Annotated in this window: 17 protein-coding genes; 2 read left to right on the forward strand and 15 right to left on the reverse strand. The window is 65.3% G+C overall.

The window, feature by feature from the left end; all coding sequences use genetic code 11:
* Positions 1 to 85: 85 nt before the first annotated feature.
* The 8 genes from atpD to FHY18_RS15490 form a co-directional block, all read right to left on the reverse strand.
* Positions 86 to 1,492: a F0F1 ATP synthase subunit beta gene (atpD, locus tag FHY18_RS15455; protein ID WP_046963369.1), complete on the reverse strand. Its 1,407-nt coding sequence runs from the start codon at positions 1,490 to 1,492 to the stop codon at positions 86 to 88.
* Between the two features lie 122 nt (positions 1,493 to 1,614).
* Positions 1,615 to 2,478 (reverse strand): F0F1 ATP synthase subunit gamma, encoded by an 864-nt coding sequence (gene atpG, locus FHY18_RS15460; RefSeq protein ID WP_259156642.1) that lies wholly within the window; start codon positions 2,476 to 2,478, stop codon positions 1,615 to 1,617.
* A 193-nt stretch (positions 2,479 to 2,671) separates the two neighbouring features.
* Positions 2,672 to 4,219, reverse strand: coding sequence for a F0F1 ATP synthase subunit alpha (gene atpA, locus FHY18_RS15465; RefSeq protein WP_115050625.1), 1,548 nt, complete (start codon positions 4,217 to 4,219; stop codon positions 2,672 to 2,674).
* Positions 4,220 to 4,266: 47 nt separating this feature from the next.
* Positions 4,267 to 4,794: a F0F1 ATP synthase subunit delta gene (locus FHY18_RS15470; protein WP_115050627.1), complete on the reverse strand. Its 528-nt coding sequence runs from the start codon at positions 4,792 to 4,794 to the stop codon at positions 4,267 to 4,269.
* Between the two features lie 3 nt (positions 4,795 to 4,797).
* Positions 4,798 to 5,268 (reverse strand): F0F1 ATP synthase subunit B, encoded by a 471-nt coding sequence (locus tag FHY18_RS15475; RefSeq protein WP_003483999.1) that lies wholly within the window; start codon positions 5,266 to 5,268, stop codon positions 4,798 to 4,800.
* 112 nt (positions 5,269 to 5,380) lie between these two features.
* Positions 5,381 to 5,683, reverse strand: a complete 303-nt coding sequence (atpE, locus tag FHY18_RS15480; protein ID WP_115513946.1) for a F0F1 ATP synthase subunit C — start codon at positions 5,681 to 5,683, stop codon at positions 5,381 to 5,383.
* Between the two features lie 72 nt (positions 5,684 to 5,755).
* Positions 5,756 to 6,556, reverse strand: a complete 801-nt coding sequence (atpB, locus tag FHY18_RS15485) for a F0F1 ATP synthase subunit A (protein ID WP_259156656.1) — start codon at positions 6,554 to 6,556, stop codon at positions 5,756 to 5,758.
* 25 nt (positions 6,557 to 6,581) lie between these two features.
* Complete coding sequence (locus tag FHY18_RS15490; protein WP_074059361.1) at positions 6,582 to 6,947, reverse strand: hypothetical protein; 366 nt, start codon at positions 6,945 to 6,947, stop codon at positions 6,582 to 6,584.
* A gap of 633 nt (positions 6,948 to 7,580) precedes the next feature.
* On the opposite strand from FHY18_RS15490, the gene FHY18_RS15495 reads away from it, so the two are divergent.
* Entirely contained in the window at positions 7,581 to 8,393 is an 813-nt protein-coding gene (locus FHY18_RS15495) for a hypothetical protein (protein WP_259156657.1), read from the forward strand.
* 522 nt (positions 8,394 to 8,915) lie between these two features.
* Here FHY18_RS15495 and FHY18_RS15500 read toward each other — a convergent pair.
* The 6 genes from FHY18_RS15500 to FHY18_RS15525 all read right to left on the reverse strand — a co-directional run bounded on the left by FHY18_RS15500 (position 8,916) and on the right by FHY18_RS15525 (position 16,543).
* Positions 8,916 to 10,193 (reverse strand): amidohydrolase family protein, encoded by a 1,278-nt coding sequence (locus FHY18_RS15500; RefSeq protein ID WP_259156658.1) that lies wholly within the window; start codon positions 10,191 to 10,193, stop codon positions 8,916 to 8,918.
* A gap of 448 nt (positions 10,194 to 10,641) precedes the next feature.
* Complete coding sequence (gene lpdA / locus FHY18_RS15505; RefSeq protein WP_259156661.1) at positions 10,642 to 12,474, reverse strand: dihydrolipoyl dehydrogenase; 1,833 nt, start codon at positions 12,472 to 12,474, stop codon at positions 10,642 to 10,644.
* 16 nt (positions 12,475 to 12,490) lie between these two features.
* Positions 12,491 to 13,138, reverse strand: coding sequence for a hypothetical protein (locus FHY18_RS15510; RefSeq protein ID WP_259156662.1), 648 nt, complete (start codon positions 13,136 to 13,138; stop codon positions 12,491 to 12,493).
* The gene (locus tag FHY18_RS15515; RefSeq protein ID WP_259156663.1) at positions 13,135 to 14,910 is read right to left on the reverse strand and encodes a dihydrolipoyllysine-residue acetyltransferase; all 1,776 of its coding nucleotides are present in this window, start codon (positions 14,908 to 14,910) and stop codon (positions 13,135 to 13,137) included. Before FHY18_RS15515 ends, FHY18_RS15510 begins: the two co-directional genes overlap by 4 nt.
* 127 nt (positions 14,911 to 15,037) lie before the next feature.
* Positions 15,038 to 15,802 (reverse strand): YggN family protein, encoded by a 765-nt coding sequence (locus FHY18_RS15520; protein ID WP_259156665.1) that lies wholly within the window; start codon positions 15,800 to 15,802, stop codon positions 15,038 to 15,040.
* A 180-nt stretch (positions 15,803 to 15,982) separates the two neighbouring features.
* Positions 15,983 to 16,543 carry a DNA-deoxyinosine glycosylase gene (locus FHY18_RS15525; RefSeq protein WP_259156666.1) on the reverse strand — a complete coding sequence of 187 codons (561 nt, stop codon included), beginning with the start codon at positions 16,541 to 16,543 and terminating at the stop codon, positions 15,983 to 15,985.
* Positions 16,544 to 16,687: 144 nt separating this feature from the next.
* Between FHY18_RS15525 and FHY18_RS15530 the strand changes: the two genes are divergently transcribed.
* Positions 16,688 to 17,359, forward strand: a complete 672-nt coding sequence (locus tag FHY18_RS15530; protein WP_259156667.1) for an OmpW family outer membrane protein — start codon at positions 16,688 to 16,690, stop codon at positions 17,357 to 17,359.
* A gap of 118 nt (positions 17,360 to 17,477) precedes the next feature.
* Here FHY18_RS15530 and FHY18_RS15535 read toward each other — a convergent pair whose 3' ends face one another.
* A complete protein-coding gene (locus FHY18_RS15535; protein WP_259156668.1) occupies positions 17,478 to 18,035 on the reverse strand; it encodes a DUF1453 domain-containing protein in 558 nt (185 codons plus the stop codon).
* Positions 18,036 to 18,071 lie beyond the last annotated feature (36 nt).

Below are 18,071 nucleotides of genomic sequence, written 5' to 3' on the forward strand. Positions count from 1 at the left end.
GCTTTCACTGTGGCCACTCACCTCGTTTCCGCACCCCGATCACCGCCGTACCAAATCCCGAATCCCGAATGCCAAATCCCGGCTGTTACGCCTTGGCGCTCATCTTGTTGGCTTTCTCGACGGCTTCTTCGATGCTGCCGACCATGTAGAACGCCTGCTCCGGCAGGTGGTCGTATTCGCCGTCGCAGATCGCCTTGAAGCCGCGGATGGTGTCCTTCAGCGACACGTACTTGCCCGGCGAGCCGGTGAACACTTCGGCCACGTGGAACGGCTGGCTGAAGAAGCGCTCGATCTTGCGTGCGCGCGACACCGATTGCTTGTCTTCTTCACTCAGCTCGTCCATGCCCAGGATCGCGATGATGTCCTTCAGTTCCTTGTACTTCTGCAAGGTCTGCTGGACGCGCTGGGCGGTGTCGTAGTGCTCGTGGCCGATCACCAGCGGGTCCATCTGGCGGCTGGTGGAATCCAGCGGATCCACGGCCGGGTAGATACCCAGCGAGGCGATGTTACGGCTCAGCGTCACCGTCGAGTCCAAGTGGGCGAAGGTGGTCGCCGGCGACGGGTCGGTCAGGTCGTCCGCGGGCACGTACACGGCCTGGATCGAGGTGATCGAACCGCTCTTGGTCGAGGTGATGCGCTCCTGCAGCACGCCCATTTCTTCAGCCAAAGTCGGCTGGTAACCCACTGCCGACGGCATGCGGCCGAGCAGCGCGGACACTTCGGTACCGGCCAGCGTGTAGCGGTAGATGTTGTCCACGAACAGCAGCACGTCCTTGCCCTTGCCGTTTTCGTCCTTCTCGTCGCGGAAGTACTCGGCCATGGTCAGGCCGGTCAGCGCAACGCGCAGACGGTTGCCCGGCGGCTCGTTCATCTGGCCGTACACCATCGCGACCTTGTCCAGAACGTTGGAGTCCTTCATCTCGTGGTAGAAGTCGTTGCCCTCGCGGGTACGCTCGCCCACGCCGGCGAACACGGACAGACCCGAGTGCGCCTTGGCGATGTTGTTGATCAGCTCCATCATGTTGACGGTCTTGCCGACGCCGGCGCCGCCGAACAGGCCGACCTTGCCGCCCTTGGCGAACGGGCACATCAGGTCGATGACCTTGATGCCGGTTTCCAGCAGCTCGGTGCTGGAGGACTGGTCTTCGTACGACGGCGCAGCGCGATGGATTTCCCAATGGTCCGACGCCTGCACGTCGCCGGCTTCGTCGATGGGGCGACCCAGCACGTCCATGATGCGGCCCAGCGTCCCGGCACCGACCGGCACCGAAATCGCACGCTCGGTGTTGGTGGCCAGCAGGTTGCGCTTCAGGCCGTCGGTGGAGCCGAGCGCAATCGTACGCACCACGCCATCGCCGAGCTGCTGCTGCACTTCCAGGGTGATTTCGGTGCCTTCGACCTTCAACGCGTGATAGACCTTCGGCACTTCATTGCGCTGGAATTCGACGTCGACGACCGCGCCGATGATCTGAACGATCTTGCCCTGACTCATTTGGATAACTCCACTAATGTCTGTTCGATTCTTGTGTCGGGATTAGGGAAACGGGATTCGGGATTGGGAAGATCAAGTGCCGCTGCCTCGACCATTCCCGATTCTCCATTCCCTATTCCCGGCTATACGGCGGCCGCGCCGCTGACGATTTCCGAAATTTCCTGGGTGATCGCCGCCTGGCGCGCCTTGTTGTAGACCAGTTGCAAGGTGCCGATCATCTTGTTGGCGTTATCGCTGGCGGCCTTCATCGCCACCATGCGCGCGGCATGCTCGGAGGCCACGTTTTCCAGCACGGCCTGGTACACCAGCGACTCGATGTAACGCGTCATCACGTGCTCCAGCACGGTCGCGGCATCGGGTTCGTACAGGTAGTCCCAATCGTGATGCGCCACCTTGTGCTCGGCGGCCGGCAGCGGCAGCAGCTGATCGAAGCTGGCCTTCTGCGTCATGGTGTTCACAAAGCGGTTGTAGACCAGATAGACGCGGTCCACCTTGCCCTCGATGTAGGCATCGATCATCACCTTGATCACGCCGATCAGCTGCTCCACCTGCGGGCTGTCGCCCAGGTGGGTGACGCTGCCGACCATGTTGACCTTGATGCGGCGGAAGAAGGCGGACGCCTTCTGACCAATGGTCACCACGTCGATCTCGGCGCCCTTGTCCTGCCATGGACGCACTTCGCCCAGCATCTTGCGGAACAGGTTGTTGTTCAGACCGCCGGCCAGGCCACGGTCGGAGGAGATCACGATGTAACCGACCCGCTTGACCTGCTCACGCTCGACCAGGAACGGATGCTGGTAGTCGGTACTGGCCTGCGCCAGATGCCCGATCACCTGCTTCATCGCCTGCGCGTACGGACGCGAGGTCTTCATGCGGTCCTGCGCCTTGCGGATCTTGGAGGCCGAGACCATTTCGAGCGCGCGCGTCACCTTGCGGGTGTTCTGCACGCTCTTGATCTTGGTTTTGATTTCGCGTCCGCCTGCCATACTCGCTCGCTTCGCTCGCTTAGTGGGATTTGGGAATCGGGATTCGGGATTGGCTAAAGCCCCCTACCTCACCGCTTCCGAGAACCCCGGATGCCTAACTTCTGGGACTTAGAAGCCAGGGTTCGGCATCAGCCGAGACCCCGAACCACCGCTCCTACAAATCCCGAATGCCCAATCCCGAATCCCGGCGCCCTTACCAGCTGCCCGTGGTCTTGAACTCTTCGATGCCCTTCTTGAAGGCAGCTTCGATGTCGTTGTCCCAGCCGCCGGTGCTGTTGATCTTGGAGATCAGCTCACCCTGGGTGTTGGCGAAGTGCGCGTGCAGGCCTTCCTCGAACGCCAGCAGCTTGTTGACCGGCACTTCGTCGAGGTAGCCCTCGTTGACGGCATAGATCGACAGCGCCTGATTGGCGATGGACATCGGCGCGTACTGCTTCTGCTTCATCAGCTCGGTGACGCGCTGACCGCGCTCGAGCTGCTTGCGGGTGGCTTCGTCCAGGTCCGAGGCGAACTGCGCGAACGCCGCCAGCTCGCGGTACTGCGCCAGCGAGATACGGATGCCGCCGGACAGCTTCTTGATGATCTTGGTCTGGGCCGCACCACCGACGCGCGACACCGAGATACCGGCGTTCACGGCCGGGCGGATGCCGGCGTTGAACAGGTCGGTTTCCAGGAAGATCTGGCCATCGGTGATCGAGATCACGTTGGTCGGCACGAACGCGGACACGTCGCCGGCCTGCGTTTCGATGATCGGCAGCGCGGTCAGCGAACCGGTCTTGCCGGTCACCGCACCGTTGGTGAACTTCTCCACGTATTCCTCGGACACGCGCGCGGCGCGCTCGAGCAGGCGGGAGTGCAGGTAGAACACGTCGCCCGGATAGGCTTCGCGGCCCGGCGGACGCTTGAGCAGCAGCGAGATCTGGCGGTAGGCCACGGCCTGCTTGGACAGGTCGTCGTACACGATCAGCGCGTCTTCGCCGCGGTCCATGAAGTACTCGCCCATGGTGCAGCCGGCATACGGGCTGATGTACTGCATCGCGGCCGATTCGGACGCGGTCGCCGCCACCACCACGGTGTGCGCCAGCGCGCCGTTCTCTTCGAGCTTGCGCACGATGTTGGCAACGGTCGAGGCCTTCTGGCCGATCGCCACGTACACGCACTTGATGCCGGTGCCCTTCTGGTTGATCACCGCATCGATCGCCAGCGCGGTCTTGCCGGTCTGACGGTCGCCGATGACCAGCTCGCGCTGGCCGCGGCCGATCGGAATCATCGCGTCGACCGACTTGTAGCCGGTCTGCACCGGCTGGTCGACCGACTTGCGCCAGATCACGCCGGGCGCGACGCGCTCCACCGGTGCGGTCTGGGTGGCGCCCAGCGGGCCCTTGCCGTCGATCGGCTCGCCCAGCGCGTTGACCACGCGACCGAGCAGCTCCGGACCGACCGGCACTTCCAGGATGCGGCCGGTGGTCTTGGCCACGTCGCCTTCGCGCAGGTTCTCGTAATCGCCCAGCACCACGGCGCCGACCGAATCGCGCTCCAGGTTCAGTGCGAGCGCGAAGGTGTTGTTCGGCAGTTCGATCATTTCGCCCTGCATCACGTCGGCCAGGCCGAAGATGCGCACGATGCCGTCGGACACGCTGGTCACGGAGCCTTCGTTGCGCGACTCTGCGGACAGCTTGACCGCCTCGATGCGGGTCTTGATCAGGTCGCTGATTTCGGAGGGGTTGAGCGTGGTTGCCATCGTTCAGTCCTAGGTGCCGGCCGCGAGGGCCATGCGTTTATGTGAATTCAGTGGGCGAGCGAGCTTTGCAGACGCGCAAGCTTGCCCTTCAGCGAGCCGTCGATGACCACGTCGCCGGTGTCGATCACCGCGCCGCCGATCAACGAGGCGTCCACCGCGGTGGTGATGTCCACCTCGCGGCCGAAACGCTTCTTCAGCGCAGCAGCGATCGTGTCCAGTTCCGCCTGGCTCATTGCAGCCGCCGAGGTCACCGTCGCCTTGACGACGTGTTCGGCTTCAGCACGCAGTTGTTCGTACAGTCCTGCCACTTCCGGCAGCAGCGACAGCCGCTGCGCGTCGGCCAGCAGGCCGAGGAAACGCAGATAGTCTTCGCTCGCCTGCGGCGGTGCCAGCAACGTCACTGCCTGATCCTGACGCAGGGCCGGGTTGAGCAGCAGCGCGGCCACGCGCGGGTCGCCGGCCACCTGCGCCGAAAACGCCAGCGCATCGGACCAGGGCGCGAAGTTGCCGCCCTCACGCGCGATCGCAAACGCGGCGCGGCCGTACGGACGGGCAAGTGTGAGGGCCTGACTCATCGATTAAATCTCCGCCGCCAGCTCGTCGAGCAGCGCCTTGTGGGCGTTGGCGTCGATTTCGCGCTTGAGCAGCTTCTCGGCGCCACTGACCGCCAGCACAGAGACCTGCTTGCGCAGCTCCTCACGGGCACGGGTGGCAGATGCGTCGATTTCGGTCTGGGCCAGATCCTTCTGACGGTTGGCTTCGGCAATCGCCTCGAGCTTGGCCGCTTCGATGATCTGGTTGGCGCGCGCATGGGCCTGATCGATGATCTCGTTGGCCTTGGTGCGTGCGTCCTTCAGTGCTTCGTTGACCTTTTCCTGCGCCTGCGCCAGATCCTTCTGACTGCGATCGGCCGCGGCCAGACCTTCAGCGATCTTTTGCTGACGCTCTTCGATCGCCTGCAGCAGCGGCGGCCAGATTTTGGTCGCGACGATCCAGATCAGACCGGCGAAGGCCAGCGCCTGGGCAAAGATGGTAAGGGTGATATCCATGGGTCGCTCAATCGCTGTTTAGGGGTGAAAGCGCCGCCGCAGGGCGACGCTTTCCGACCTTCATCCGCGGGGGCAGCCGCACTGGCTGCCTCCACGTCCTGCTACCGCTGGATCAACCGGCAACCTGAGGCAGGCGCTTGACGAACTCACCGACCAACGGGTTGGCGAAGGCGAACAGCAGGCCGACGGCGACGCTGATGATGAACGCGGCGTCGATCAGGCCGGCGGTGATGAACATGCGGACCTGCAGCACCGGGATCAGTTCCGGCTGGCGCGCGGCCGATTCCAGGAACTTGCCAGCCATGATGGCCAGACCGAGGCCGGCACCCAGCGCGGCCAGGCCGATCATGATGCCGACGGCGAGGACGGTGGAGCTCTGGACTTGAGCGAGGTTGGTCAGGACGGCGAGGTACATGGTGATCTCCGAACGAAAGTTTCTAAGGGTGATGGATGAATCGGGATGAAGCAGATGAAGGGTGCAGCAAACTCAGTGACTGTCTTCGGCCAGGCTCAGATACACGATCGACAGCATCATGAAGATGAAGGCCTGCAGCGGAATCACCAACAGGTGGAACAGCATCCAGCCGAGGCCGAATACGCCGCCAGCGACCATGCCGGCGATGCCCGCACCGCCCAGCACCCAGATCAGCAGGAAGACGATCTCGCCGCCGAACATGTTGCCGAACAGTCGCATCGCCAGCGAAATCGGCTTGCTCAGCCACTCGACGATGTTCAGGATCAGGTTGAACGGCAGCATCCACTTGCCGAACGGCGCCGTGAGGAATTCCTTGGTCATGCCGCCCACGCCCTTGGAACGCAGCGAGAACACGATCATCAGGAAGAACACGCTGATCGACATGCCCAAGGTGGCATTGACGTCGGCGGTGGGCACCGGCTTCCAGGCGTGGATGCCGGCCCAGCCCAGCGGAATGGCGATGAAATCGGCCGGGATCATCTTGATGAGGTTCATCAACAGGATCCAGAAGAAGATGGTGATCGCGATCGGCGTCACCAGCTTGCTGCTGCCGTGGTAGGTGTCCTTGGCCTGCCGATCGACGAATTCCAGGCAGATTTCCACGAATGCCTGCCACTTGCCCGGCACGCCGGCCGTGGCATTGCGGGTCGCCGTCCAGAACGCCAGCACCATGACCAGGCCCATCAACACCGCCATGACCAGGGTGTCGACGTGGATGGTCCAAAACGTGCCGCCACCCTCGCGAACCGGATAGATCAGGTTCTGCAGGTGATGCTGGATATAGGAGGTAGGTGTTGCTGCCTCGCCCGCCATGTGTCTGGAGCCCTTTAAGTTCGAATCAACGTCTGGCCAGAGCCAGAACCTGAAAAATCAACCCGATGGCGATACCCGCCAACAGAGCCAGAGGAGGCAGCCGCCACAGGGCAAAGCCCAGCGACAACGCCGCAAATACCAGCACCCACTTCAGCACCATCGCCAGCACCAGCCGCACCATCGCGATGCCTGCTGCCTGGATGCCGCCACCAAGCGCGGTACGTGCCGCAACCCAACCGCCCAGTACCGTCGCAAACCCGGTCAACGCCAGACCGGCAGAGTAACGGGGACCGACCAACAGCAACCCCAGACTGGTTATAGCTACAGCGGCAAGCGGATATACCGCAGCGCGCAGCATCAACCGCCGACCCGCGTCAACGGAGTTCAGCACTACGGTTACCTTACGTGTGAATGAGGGGGAAGCGCAGTTGCGCCTCGTCGAGCCGCGAAAGTATAGCAATGGGACAAATTGCGAGACAACCGGCAAAGGTCATTCGCTGCTGCAACGCACCAAGCGCGCGCCGCGGCGGTGGGTGGGAACTTTGCCACAAACTGGCGGTCGGAACTTGCGAGGCCTGCACATCCTCGTCGAAAGGTACCGCCGCAGGCCGCCTATGGGAGCCCTGGGAGACCGGGGCTCCTGCTTTTTACGCAATGTCGCGCGCCGCAGCCACCTTCCCATCGGCGGTCCAATCCGCTGCATCGCACGCGCGTTTCGATCCATGCAGCGCCGCAATGGCCGCCAACTTGCCGCCTGGTGCGGCACCGGTTGCGCAGTTGGCAGCGGCGACCGTACCTGAAGGTATGCACTACGCCACACTTTTTGCGCGTCGTTTTCAGCGCCGAATTTGCCGTGTCCGCCGCGCGGCCCCCATGCCTATTGGACATGCGGACCGTTTTGTCCGATTGCTATCTCCGTCTTCACGGGTGTGCGACAGGTCCTTCACTTTTGGAAGACGTCGTCTTATCGATAGTGCGCGCCACTGGCCCACCGGCCTGACCATTCCAAGAATTCGGAGCTCCCATGAAACACCTCCTCGCACTGGCGATCCCGTGCGTTCTGGCCGTCGCCTACGTCGCGCCCGCACACGCTGAAGATACCGATGACCGCTTCCAGATTCGCCTCGGTGCGATGAATGTGGACAACGACAACACCATCCGCGGCAACACGCTGCTGGCGGGCAACAACGTGTCGGTCAATGAAGACTTCAAGCTGGGCGGCAAGGAATGGGAGCCGCGCGTGGATGGCGTGTTCCGCATCAGCACCCGCCAGCGCCTGATCTTCGATTACTTCAAGTACGACAAGGATCGCCGCGAGACCCTGAGCCAGGATCTGAGCGCCGGCGGCGTGACCGTGCCCACCGGCAGCTTCATCAAGGGCGAGCTGAAGTATCAGGTCGCGACCCTGGTGTACGACTACTCGGTGATCGATTCGCCGGAATTCAGCCTGGGCCTGCAGATCGGCGCCGAATACGCCAAGGTCGAGGCCAATGCCTATGCGGATTTGGGCAGCGTGTTCAGCGGCGATGTCGTGGATGAAAGCGAAGACGGCGCTGCGCCGGTCGTGGGCATCCGTTTCACCGCCCGTCCGAGCGAGCACTGGCTGTTCAACGTGCAGGGCCAGTACCTCAACACCAGCTGGGGCGATTTCGGCGATTACGAAGGCGACCTGAGCCGCGCCAACGCGATGGCCGAATACCGCTTCACCAAGAACTTCGGCATCTTCGCCGGCTACGACTGGTTCAAGCTCGACGTCGACCAGCGCGGCAGCGATGGCCTGATCGGCCTGAAGCAGGAGTTCAAGGGCCCGGTGGCAGGCGTGACGTTCGCGTTCTGATCTGCACCACCGGTGCAAGCGAACGGCCCGCCTGTGCGGGCCGTTCGCGTTTCAGCTGCCCGGCGGCGTCGACGGCGCCAGGAACGGCTGCGTAGCCACGCACACGGGCCGGCCAGCGGCATCGCGTCCATACAGGCGCGCAAGACGCCCACCTGCTCCGCATCGGCGATCGGCCTGGTTATCCAACGGCCCTGCCCGGCGATCAGCTGGCTGCCGTAACGCTGCGGTCTGTCGTCTGCTATGAACACGCGGTCGGTCAGCAGGACCTGCTGATGCGCCGACCTCGCCACTGCGAGCGCCCTTCCTGGTCAAGGTGTCCAGCACGCGCTCCTGCAAGGCACGATCGGCGCGGGCATGCTGCACCGGCAGCCGGCAGCCGGCGGCGACGCCGTCGCGTCCGGCCTGGATCGCGCTCGGCAAGCCCTGGTGCCGGGCGACGCTGTGGCGAATCTGCGGCAGATGCTCGGCGGCAACCGCCAGCATCGTCAAACGGCCGCACGCTGCAGCCAGGCGCCGGCGTGCTCACTCGGCGACGCGTTCGCCGCCCTTGATCACGCCCTCTACCTGCCGCAACACGGTGACGTCCTGCAGCGGATCGCCGCTGACTGCGATCAGATCGGCGTAGCGGCCCGGGGCGATGGCGCCGACGTCGTTGCTGCGCCCCAGGGCCAGGGCTGCGTCCACGGTGGCGGCACGGATCGCTTCCAGCGGCGTCATGCCCCACTCCACCATCTTGGCGAACTGGCGCGCGTTGTCGCCGTTGGGATACACACCGCCGTCGCTGCCGAACACCAGCTTGACCCCGGCCGCGTGCGCGGCACGAAAGGTCTCGCGCTGCTTGCGCCCGATCTGGCGCTCCTTTTCCAGCGATTCGGCGAACAGGCCATTCCTTTCGCCTTCGGCCAGGATGTAGTCGTCGTTGTAGATGTCCATCGAAAACCAGGTGCCATGCGCCTTGGCCAGCTTGAAGGATTCCGCATCGGCCAGGCTGGCGTGCTCGATGGTGTCGGCGCCTGCGCGGATCGCATCGTTGATGCCGGCGGTGCCATGCGCATGCACGGCGACCTTCAGGCCCAGCCGGTGCGCCTCGTCCACCAGCGCGCGCATTTCCTCCAGGCTGTATTGCTGCCCGCCGACGCTGTCGGTCTTGGACAGCACGCCGCCGGTGCCGCAGAACTTGATCACTTCTGCGCCATATTTGCGCAGCGTGCGCACTGCCGCGCGGATCGCGTCCGGGCCATCGGCGACACCGGGGCCGCTGACCTTGACCGAGGGCGGAAATTCGGTGGCATCGCAATGGCCGCCGGTCGCGCCGATGCCATAGGTGGCCGGCACGATACGCGGGCCGGGCACGGTGCCGCGCTCGATCGCCTGCTTGAGCGCGACATCGTCGTAGTTGAGCGAGCCGACATTGCGCACCGTGGTGAAGCCTGCGCGCAGCGTTTTTGCGGCATTGGCCACACCGACCACGGTCCAGAAATTGTCGGTGTACTCCAGGGCCTTGTAGCCGCCCAGGGTGGGGTCCACGGTGAGATGCACATGCATGTCGATCAGCCCCGGCAACAGCGTGCGCTCGCCCACATCGATGCGCTGCACCTCGGCCGGCAGCGGATCGCCCTGCCGACCGACGCGGGTGATACGGCCGGCAACCACTTCGATCTGCGGCTTGTCCACATAGCGGCCGGCCTGCACGTCCAGCAGGCGCGCGGCGGTGATCACGGTGGTCTGTGCGTGCGCACCCAGCGAGGCACACAGGCAGCCGGCAGCGGCGAGCAGCACCGGCAAACGCATCTTCGACATCGGGGTCGTCCCTGAGCTGCGAACGGGGTGTCCGCGCCCCCGATGGTGCAAGCGTACCGCGGGCTGCGCAAGCGCCTGCGCATGGATGTCGCACCGTCGCAATGCAATGCGTGGCCTCGTCAGCCGTGTCTGGCGCGCGGGCGATGCGCCATCGCCGCGCGCCATGCCCCGGGGACCTGCGCAATCGGCTTGCAGGCCCGGCCCTGTCGAACCCGGCGATCGAGCGCAACGGCCAAGTCCGGTCGCCACATGCGGCTGCGTCGCACATCGAAAGTGCCGCAAAACTCTGCGCGTGCGCAGTCGCATCGCATGCACTAACGCGTCCCACACGATACGGCGCAGCGCAGCGCAGCAGCGATCGTGCCAACGGCGATCGCGCTTACCCGTGCCCCTGACGACAACGCCCCGCACAAGGCGGGGCGTTGCTGACCGCTGCGGACGCGCGCGGTTACTTCTTCTTCGGGATGTACAGGTCGGTGATGGTGCCGTCGTAGACCTCGGCCGCCATGCCGACCGATTCGCTCAGGGTCGGATGGGCGTGGATGGTGTGGCCGATGTCTTCGGCCTCGGCGCCCATCTCGATCGCCAGGCCGATCTCGGCCAGCAGGTCACCGGCATGCACGCCGACGATGGCGCCACCGATGACGCGGTGGGTGTCTTCGTCGAAGATCAGCTTGGTGAAGCCCTCGGTGCGGCCGATGCCGATCGCACGGCCACTGGCCGCCCACGGGAACTTGGCCACGCCGACCTTCAGGCCCTTGGCCTTGGCTTCGGTCTCGGTGACGCCGACCCAGGCGATTTCCGGATTGGTGTACGCCACCGACGGGATCACCCGCGCCACCCATTCCTTCTTCTCGCCGGCAGCCACTTCGGCGGCCAGCTTGCCTTCGTGGGTGGCCTTGTGCGCCAGCATCGGGTTACCGACGATGTCGCCGATGGCGAAGATGTGCGGCACGTTGGTACGCATCTGCCGGTCCACCGGAATGAAGCCGCGCTCGGTGACGGTGACGCCCGCCTTCTCTGCGCCGATCTTCTTGCCGTTGGGCGAACGGCCCACCGCGACCAGCACGCGGTCGTAGGCGGTGGCCTGCAGGCCGGGCTTCTCGCCCTCCACAGCCGCCTCGAAGGACACGCTGATGCCGGCCTTGTCGGCGGTGACGTCGGTGGCCTTGGTCTTGAGATGGACCTCGACGCCCTGCTTCTTCAGGCGGTCGGCCAGCGGCTTGACCAGGTCCTTGTCGGCGCCCGGCATCAGCTGGTCCATGAACTCGACCACGGTGACCTTGCTGCCGAGCGCGCTGTACACCGTGGCCATTTCCAGGCCGATGATGCCGCCGCCGACCACCAGCAGGGTCTTGGGGATGTCGTGCAGTTCCAGCGCGTCGGTGGAGTCCATCACGCGCTTGTCGTCCCACGGGAAGTTGGGCAGCTTCACCGCCTGCGAACCGGCGGCGATGATGCAGTGCTCGAAGCGCAGCAGCTGGGTCTTGCCGTCGTCGCCGACGATCTCCAGCTCGTTGGGTGACACGAACGACGCCACGCCGGTGACGGTGCGCACCTTGCGCTGCTTGGCCATGCTGGCCAGGCCGCCGGTGAGCTTGCCGACCACCTTTTCCTTGTACTCGCGCAGCTTGTCCAGGGTGATCTGGGGCTGGCCGAAGTCCACGCCGAAATCGCCCGCATGCGCCACTTCGTCGATTACGGCGGCGGCATGCAGCAGCGCCTTGGACGGAATGCAGCCGACGTTGAGGCAGACCCCGCCCAGGCTGGCGTAGCGCTCGATCAGCACCGTGTCCAGGCCCAGGTCGGCGGCACGGAACGCGGCGGTGTAGCCGCCGGGGCCGGCGCCGAGCACCACCATCTTGCATTCGATATCGGCCGGCTTGCCGCTGGCCAGGGCCGGCTTGGACGGCGCCGGCTCGGCCGGGGCGCGATGCGACGGCGTCACCGGCGGCTTGCTGCCGGGCGCGGCGGCCGCAGGGGCCGCAGCAGGCACAGAGGCCTTGGTGTCGGCCTTGGCGGGCGCAGGCGCGGCGGCCTCGCCTGTGGTTTCCAGCAGCAGCACCACTGCGCCTTCGGACAGGCTGTCGCCGACCTTGACCTTGAGTTCCTTGACCACACCGGCGGCCGAGGACGGCACTTCCAGCGTGGCCTTGTCCGACTCCAGCGTCACCAGGCCCTGGTCCTTGGCCACGCTGTCGCCCACGGCGACCAGCACTTCGATGACGGGGACATCGCTGTAATCGCCGATGTCGGGAACCTTGATTTCAATGACCGCCATTTGCTTCTCCTGTGGCTCAACCGGCCGTGCCGGCAAGCGTCTGCTGGAGTTCATCCAGCGACGATTCGATTTGGGTCCAGCGCTTGTCGCGCTTCTTTTCCTTGCCGTCGCTGGCCTCGATCAGCAACGCGGCCTGCTGCAGCAGCAGCTCGCCGGCGCCGCAGCTCGGGCGCGTACCGCTGTAGCGCACGCCGTCGACCTGGAACGAAAGCACTTCGCCCTCGGTCACCGGCGCGGTGCGGCCGCTCGGTGCCAGCTGGGTCAGGGCCGCGGTCCAGTTGCTGACCAGACGCTTGGCCAGCGCCGCCGGAATCGGGATCTCGACCGTTTCCGGGGTCTGCTCGGTGCGGAACTGCACACTGCCGCGATCGGCCTGACTGACCCAGCTGTAGACGCGCTCGTCGGCGCGACTATGGCGCAAGGTCCAGTCGGCGCCGTCCTCGCCCGGCACCAGCGACACGCCGCTTTCCACGCCACGCGCGGGCAGGGTCAGCAACGACAAGGCCGGCTTGCTGGCGCCGTCGAGCAGCGTGCTCACTGCGGTGCCGTAGTTGCCTACCGCCGGCGGCCAGCCGCGCCCCAGCGTGCTGTCGCACTCGCGTGCCACCGCAACGCTGCACGGCAACACGCCGAGCAAGGCGATCGTCAGCAGCGCAGTCCTCACAGCAGGACGCGACGCATGTCGGCCAGCACCTGGCTGAGGTAGGTGGTGAAGCGGGCCGCCAGCGCGCCGTCGATGACGCGGTGGTCGTAGCTCAGCGACAACGGCAGCATCAACTTCGGCGCGAACTCCTTGCCGTTCCAGACCGGCTGCATCGCCGACTTGGACACGCCCAGGATCGCCACTTCCGGTGCATTGATGATCGGCGTAAACGCGGTGCCGCCGATGCCGCCGAGCGAGCTGATCGAGAAGCAGCCGCCGCTCATGTCGGCCGGGCCGAGCTTGCCGTCGCGCGCCTTCTTGGCCAGCTCGCCGCTTTCCTGGGCGATCTGCAGCACGCCCTTCTTGTCCACGTCGCGGATCACCGGAACCACCAGGCCGTTCGGCGTATCGGCGGCAAAACCGATGTTGATGTACTTCTTCAGCGTGAGGTTTTCGCCGGCTGCATCGAGCGAGGCGTTGAACTCGGGGAACTTCTTCAGCGCCGCGGCACTGGCCTTGACCAGGAAGGCGAGCATGGTCAGCTTGATGCCGGCCTTTTCGTTTTCCTTGTTCAGCGCCACGCGCAGGGCTTCCAGATCGGTGATGTCGGCCGATTCGAACTGGGTGACGTGCGGAATCATCGCCCAGTTGCGCGCCAGGTTGGCACCGGAAATCTTCTTGATGCGCGACAGCGGCTGGGTTTCGGTCTCGCCGAACTTGCTGAAGTCCACCTTCGGCCAGGCCAGCAAGTTCAGGCCGTTGCCGCCACCGGCCGGTGCGGCACCGGCTGCGGCAGGCGCGCCACCGCTGAGTGCGGCCTTGACGAAGCGCTGCACGTCTTCACGGGTGATACGGCCGCCCTTTTCGCTGCCCTTGAGCTGGTTCAGGTCCACGCCCAGCTCGCGCGCGAACACGCGCACCACCGGGCTGGCGTAGGCCACCTTGGACGGCAGCACGCTGTCGGCGTCGAAGTTCACCGGCGGGCTGGATGGCTGCCCGGCCGACGGCTGGCCGCCCTGCGCAGGCTGCGCGGCCTCGCTGGAGCGCGCGCCCTGCACCTGCGCGATCTCGCGCTGGGCCAGCTTGTCCGGCTCGGCCGACACCGCGACCGGCTCGACCTTGCCGGCAGTTTCGGCGGTGTCGGTGCTGGGCTTGGCCGGGGACTGCGCCGCGCCGGCGCCCCCATCGCTGGCAGCGATGATCGCCACCAAGTTGCCCTGCGAGAGCGTGTCGCCCACCTTGACCTTGAGTTCCTTGACCACGCCGGCGGCCGAGGACGGCACTTCCATCGTGGCCTTGTCCGATTCCAGCGTGACCAGGCTCTGGTCCTTGGCGACGGTATCGCCGACCGCGACCAGCACTTCGATCACCGGGATGTCGGTGTAATCGCCGATATCCGGCACGCGCGCTTCGACCAGGCCACCGTCCGAAGACGCGGCAGGCGTCACTGGCTCGGCCTTGGCAGCAGGTGCCGGGGCAGCAGCGGGAGCGGCCTTGGCCGGGGCAGCAGGCGCGGCAGCGGCCGGCTTGGACGCAGTGTCGGCGCCGGCATCGGCCACTTCGATCAGCGCCACCAGCGCGCCCTGCGACAGCGAGTCGCCGACCTTGACCTTGATCTCCTTGACCACGCCGGACACCGACGAGGGCACTTCCATCGTGGCCTTGTCCGATTCCAGCGTGACCAGGCTCTGGTCCTTGCTGACCGTATCGCCGACCGACACCAGCACTTCGATTACCGGGACATCGCTGTAGTCACCGATATCGGGGACAAGTGCTTCCTTGATTTCGGCCATACGGGGAACTCCGGCAACAGATGGGGAAACCCCTATTGTGGCCGGCCACGGGCCGCAGCGCCAACCATTGCCGCGGAAAAAATCGCACGGCCGGCAGGATGCAGCGTCCGCGCACGCGCGCGCATGCTTATTTCGGGGCGCGTCGTTCCACCCGCAACAGTTGCAGTGGCTCGCCCGAGGGCAAACGATACGCCAGCGCATTGTCCAGCCCATCCAGCGCTTGGACACGGTCGCACAAGCGCTGCGCGCGCGGGCGCAATGCACGCGCCTGCGGCTCGACCAGACGCTCGATGCGCGCGTCAAGCCCATCGAGCGAACGCAGCTGCACGTCGTTGCCGGTGAGCCCCGACTGCACCGCACCGGCGATCACATCGCCGATCACCTGCGGCAATACCTCGGCGACCAGCGCGCCGATGTCGTCGTCGATATTCACGGGCGTGAGCTGGCTTTTGCTGAAGCTCTGCTTCAAGCGCAGATCGATCTTTTCGCGCACGCTGGCCAGTTGCGCACGGGTGGCCTCGGGACTGCGGCTGAATCCGGCGGCCACTTCGCCGAGCGCGGTGACCGCGATATCTGCAGCCTCGCGGCCGACCTCCTGCGCCAGCGGCACCACCTCGCGGGTCTGCCGCTCGAACTGGATCAGGCGAGTGCGGTCTTCTGCGCTCAGCGTCACCCAGCGATCGTCGACGAACAACGCGCCCTGGCGCATCACCAGGCGCTGCGGCGACCCGGCGTCGCGAATCAGGATCAGGCTGCGCGGGTTTAGCGTGAGGTCGTAATCGCTGCTGACATCGCAATGCATCTCGTCGGCAGCGGTCGCATCCGCTGCAGCAACGCTGCCCAACGCCAACGCCAGCGCTGCCGCCATCGTCATTGCGTGTCTGATCGCCATTGCGGTGCTCCTTCATCTGCTGCCTGCACTGTGCGGCCACGCGCTGCGGGCTGCCTGTGCCGGACGCTGGCATGACTTATGGCGGTAGCTAGCGGTGTGGCGGCTGTCTGCGTAAGCACTGACGTGTACGCGCCGCGCCGGTACGCAGCGTGGCGCTTGTTTCGCGGTGCCAGGGCCGCATCAGTCCAATGCATCGCGCAGCGATTGCCACGCTTGGCACAGGCGCGGCAACGACCATGCAGCGTTGGCCGGACTGGTGGAAGGCAACGCCACAAGCGGCACGCTGCGCGCACCCGGCGATAGCAGCGGATCGACGTGGCGACGCCAGGCCTGCGCCGCTGCGGCGCCATTGCAGGCCACCATGCGCAGCTGCGGCAGGCGTGCCAGCACGGCTGGCAGCGGATTGACCACGACACTGTCTGCGACGATGGCGGCATCCAGGCTGCCGCGGCGCGCGCACTGGCCGATGACGTCCCACACGCCGACGCCACGCGCGTTCAGCGCCTGCATGCGTAAGGCATACGCTGCGGCGGCATCGATGCCTAATAGGGCATGCATCAAGGGCCAGAACCGATTGCGCGGATGCGCGTAATAGCGACCCGCCTCCAACGATGCAATGCCGGGCATCGAGCCGAGCACCAGGACACGGCAATCGTTAGGAATGTGCGCTGGCAAGCCGTCACGTACGTCGTTTTTCGTCACGGCAATCGCATCTGCGTGAATGTCTTTTTCAGCCTGCATGTCGCAACCGCAACCTTCTCGGGAAAGTTCCTGAACAAACGAAATTTTAGCGAGCTGCAGGTAGGCGTGGATTCAGATTTTCAGGAATAGCTTTGGCGCGGCCCACTCCACGGGCCTAACAAAAATTATGCGAGGAGACCTCCAATGCGTGCCATTTCCATCCTGAGCCTGGCTGCCGTATCCGCTCTTGCGTTTGCACCGTCCGCGTTCGCGCAGGACACCACTTATACCGGCGACACCTCCTCGACTTCCACCAGCGCCGATAGCGCGTCCGGCAAGCATTGGGCAGTGGTCGGTGGTGTCGCCTTGATCAAGCCGAAGAACGATCCGGCTCCGGGCCTGGACGTCGATGGCGGCCCGGCGCCGACGCTGAGCGCCAGCTACTACATCAACGACAACTGGGCCGTTGAACTGTGGGGCGCCGCCGACAAGTTCAACCACCGTGTCAACGCCGATGGCGCGGGCAAGCTGGGCACTGTCGAGCAGCAGCCGATCGCCATCAGCGGCCAGTATCACTTCGGCCAGGCCGACAACGTGTTCCGTCCGTTCGTGGGAGTGGGCTACTACGAGTCGAACTTCAGCAACGAGAAGATCGATGCGGCGTCGACCACCGGCCAGCACGTGGGCCTGGATACCGCCAAGGGCGTGATCGGCACCGTCGGTGTGGACATGAACATCAACTCCACCTGGTTCGCACGTGCCGACGCCCGCTACATGCGTTCGCGTCCGGAACTGCGCGTGGGCGGCCAGGGCACCGGCAGCGAGCTGGAACTGGATCCGTGGACCGTTGGTTTCGGTGTCGGCGCGCGCTTCTAAGCACGTCGCGATACGCAACGTCCGAGTCGAAAAAACGGGCCGTCAGGCCCGTTTTTTTATGCACGACATCCACGACTGCGCCAGGCTGCGTCGGCGCATGGCGTGCACCTGACGCGTTTCAACGCCAGTAGACGCTGCCGCGCAAGCGCGCGGTGCGCCAGCGCCACCACAGCAAGGTGGCGTAAGCCAACGCATAGCCGAGCAGCACGCCGGCGGCACCCAGCAGGCTGGCATGGCTGAGCCAGCCATCGACCGGCCATGCCACGCCCTGCCAGGCACTGCGCCAACCCTGCACCATGCCGGCGATCACCCGCACCACTACCAGCGCGGTCAAGGCCAGCACGAGCCAGAGATTGGGCCGATAGAACAACCCTTGGGTAGTGCGCTCGAACTGGGTCAGGCGCAACGCCAGCACACCCAGCGCCAGCCCGCATGCCCAGCCGAAGGCGGCATGACTGATCGCACCTGGCCAGAATGCCGCGGCGATCGCGGTGAAAATGACGAACAACACGCTGGAAAGGACCGCCGACACCAGATTGATCATCAGCAACCAGCCGCGTGCCTGGCGGCGCGCGGTACCGACACGGAAACGCTGCAGCAACGATAACGGGAACAGCACCGCGAACACCGCCAGGGCGATGATCACGGCCAGCGGGATGGCAAGAAGCAGGGGCATCGCATCGGTGGCCGGAGAGCAGGGCTGCCCACGCTA

The organism is Xanthomonas sp. 3793 (genome assembly GCF_024806835.1).
GTDB classification, from domain to species: Bacteria; Pseudomonadota; Gammaproteobacteria; order Xanthomonadales; family Xanthomonadaceae; genus Xanthomonas; species Xanthomonas arboricola_F.

Bases quoted from the DNA above. Each gene is read 5' to 3' on its own strand.
- FHY18_RS15475 (WP_003483999.1), bottom strand. From the start codon at position 5,268: ATGGATATCACCCTTACCATCTTTGCCCAGGCGCTGGCCTTCGCCGGT.
- atpB (WP_259156656.1), bottom strand. From the start codon at position 6,556: ATGGCGGGCGAGGCAGCAACACCTACCTCCTATATCCAGCATCACCTG.
- FHY18_RS15500 (WP_259156658.1), bottom strand. From the start codon at position 10,193: ATGTCGAAGATGCGTTTGCCGGTGCTGCTCGCCGCTGCCGGCTGCCTG.
- atpA (WP_115050625.1), bottom strand. From the start codon at position 4,219: ATGGCAACCACGCTCAACCCCTCCGAAATCAGCGACCTGATCAAGACC.
- FHY18_RS15495 (WP_259156657.1), top strand. From the start codon at position 7,581: ATGAAACACCTCCTCGCACTGGCGATCCCGTGCGTTCTGGCCGTCGCC.
- lpdA (WP_259156661.1), bottom strand. From the start codon at position 12,474: ATGGCGGTCATTGAAATCAAGGTTCCCGACATCGGCGATTACAGCGAT.
- FHY18_RS15520 (WP_259156665.1), bottom strand. From the start codon at position 15,802: ATGGCGATCAGACACGCAATGACGATGGCGGCAGCGCTGGCGTTGGCG.
- FHY18_RS15515 (WP_259156663.1), bottom strand. From the start codon at position 14,910: ATGGCCGAAATCAAGGAAGCACTTGTCCCCGATATCGGTGACTACAGC.
- atpE (WP_115513946.1), bottom strand. From the start codon at position 5,683: ATGTACCTCGCCGTCCTGACCAACCTCGCTCAAGTCCAGAGCTCCACC.
- FHY18_RS15530 (WP_259156667.1), top strand. From the start codon at position 16,688: ATGCGTGCCATTTCCATCCTGAGCCTGGCTGCCGTATCCGCTCTTGCG.
- FHY18_RS15525 (WP_259156666.1), bottom strand. From the start codon at position 16,543: ATGCAGGCTGAAAAAGACATTCACGCAGATGCGATTGCCGTGACGAAA.
- FHY18_RS15535 (WP_259156668.1), bottom strand. From the start codon at position 18,035: ATGCCCCTGCTTCTTGCCATCCCGCTGGCCGTGATCATCGCCCTGGCG.
- FHY18_RS15470 (WP_115050627.1), bottom strand. From the start codon at position 4,794: ATGAGTCAGGCCCTCACACTTGCCCGTCCGTACGGCCGCGCCGCGTTT.
- atpD (WP_046963369.1), bottom strand. From the start codon at position 1,492: ATGAGTCAGGGCAAGATCGTTCAGATCATCGGCGCGGTCGTCGACGTC.
- atpG (WP_259156642.1), bottom strand. From the start codon at position 2,478: ATGGCAGGCGGACGCGAAATCAAAACCAAGATCAAGAGCGTGCAGAAC.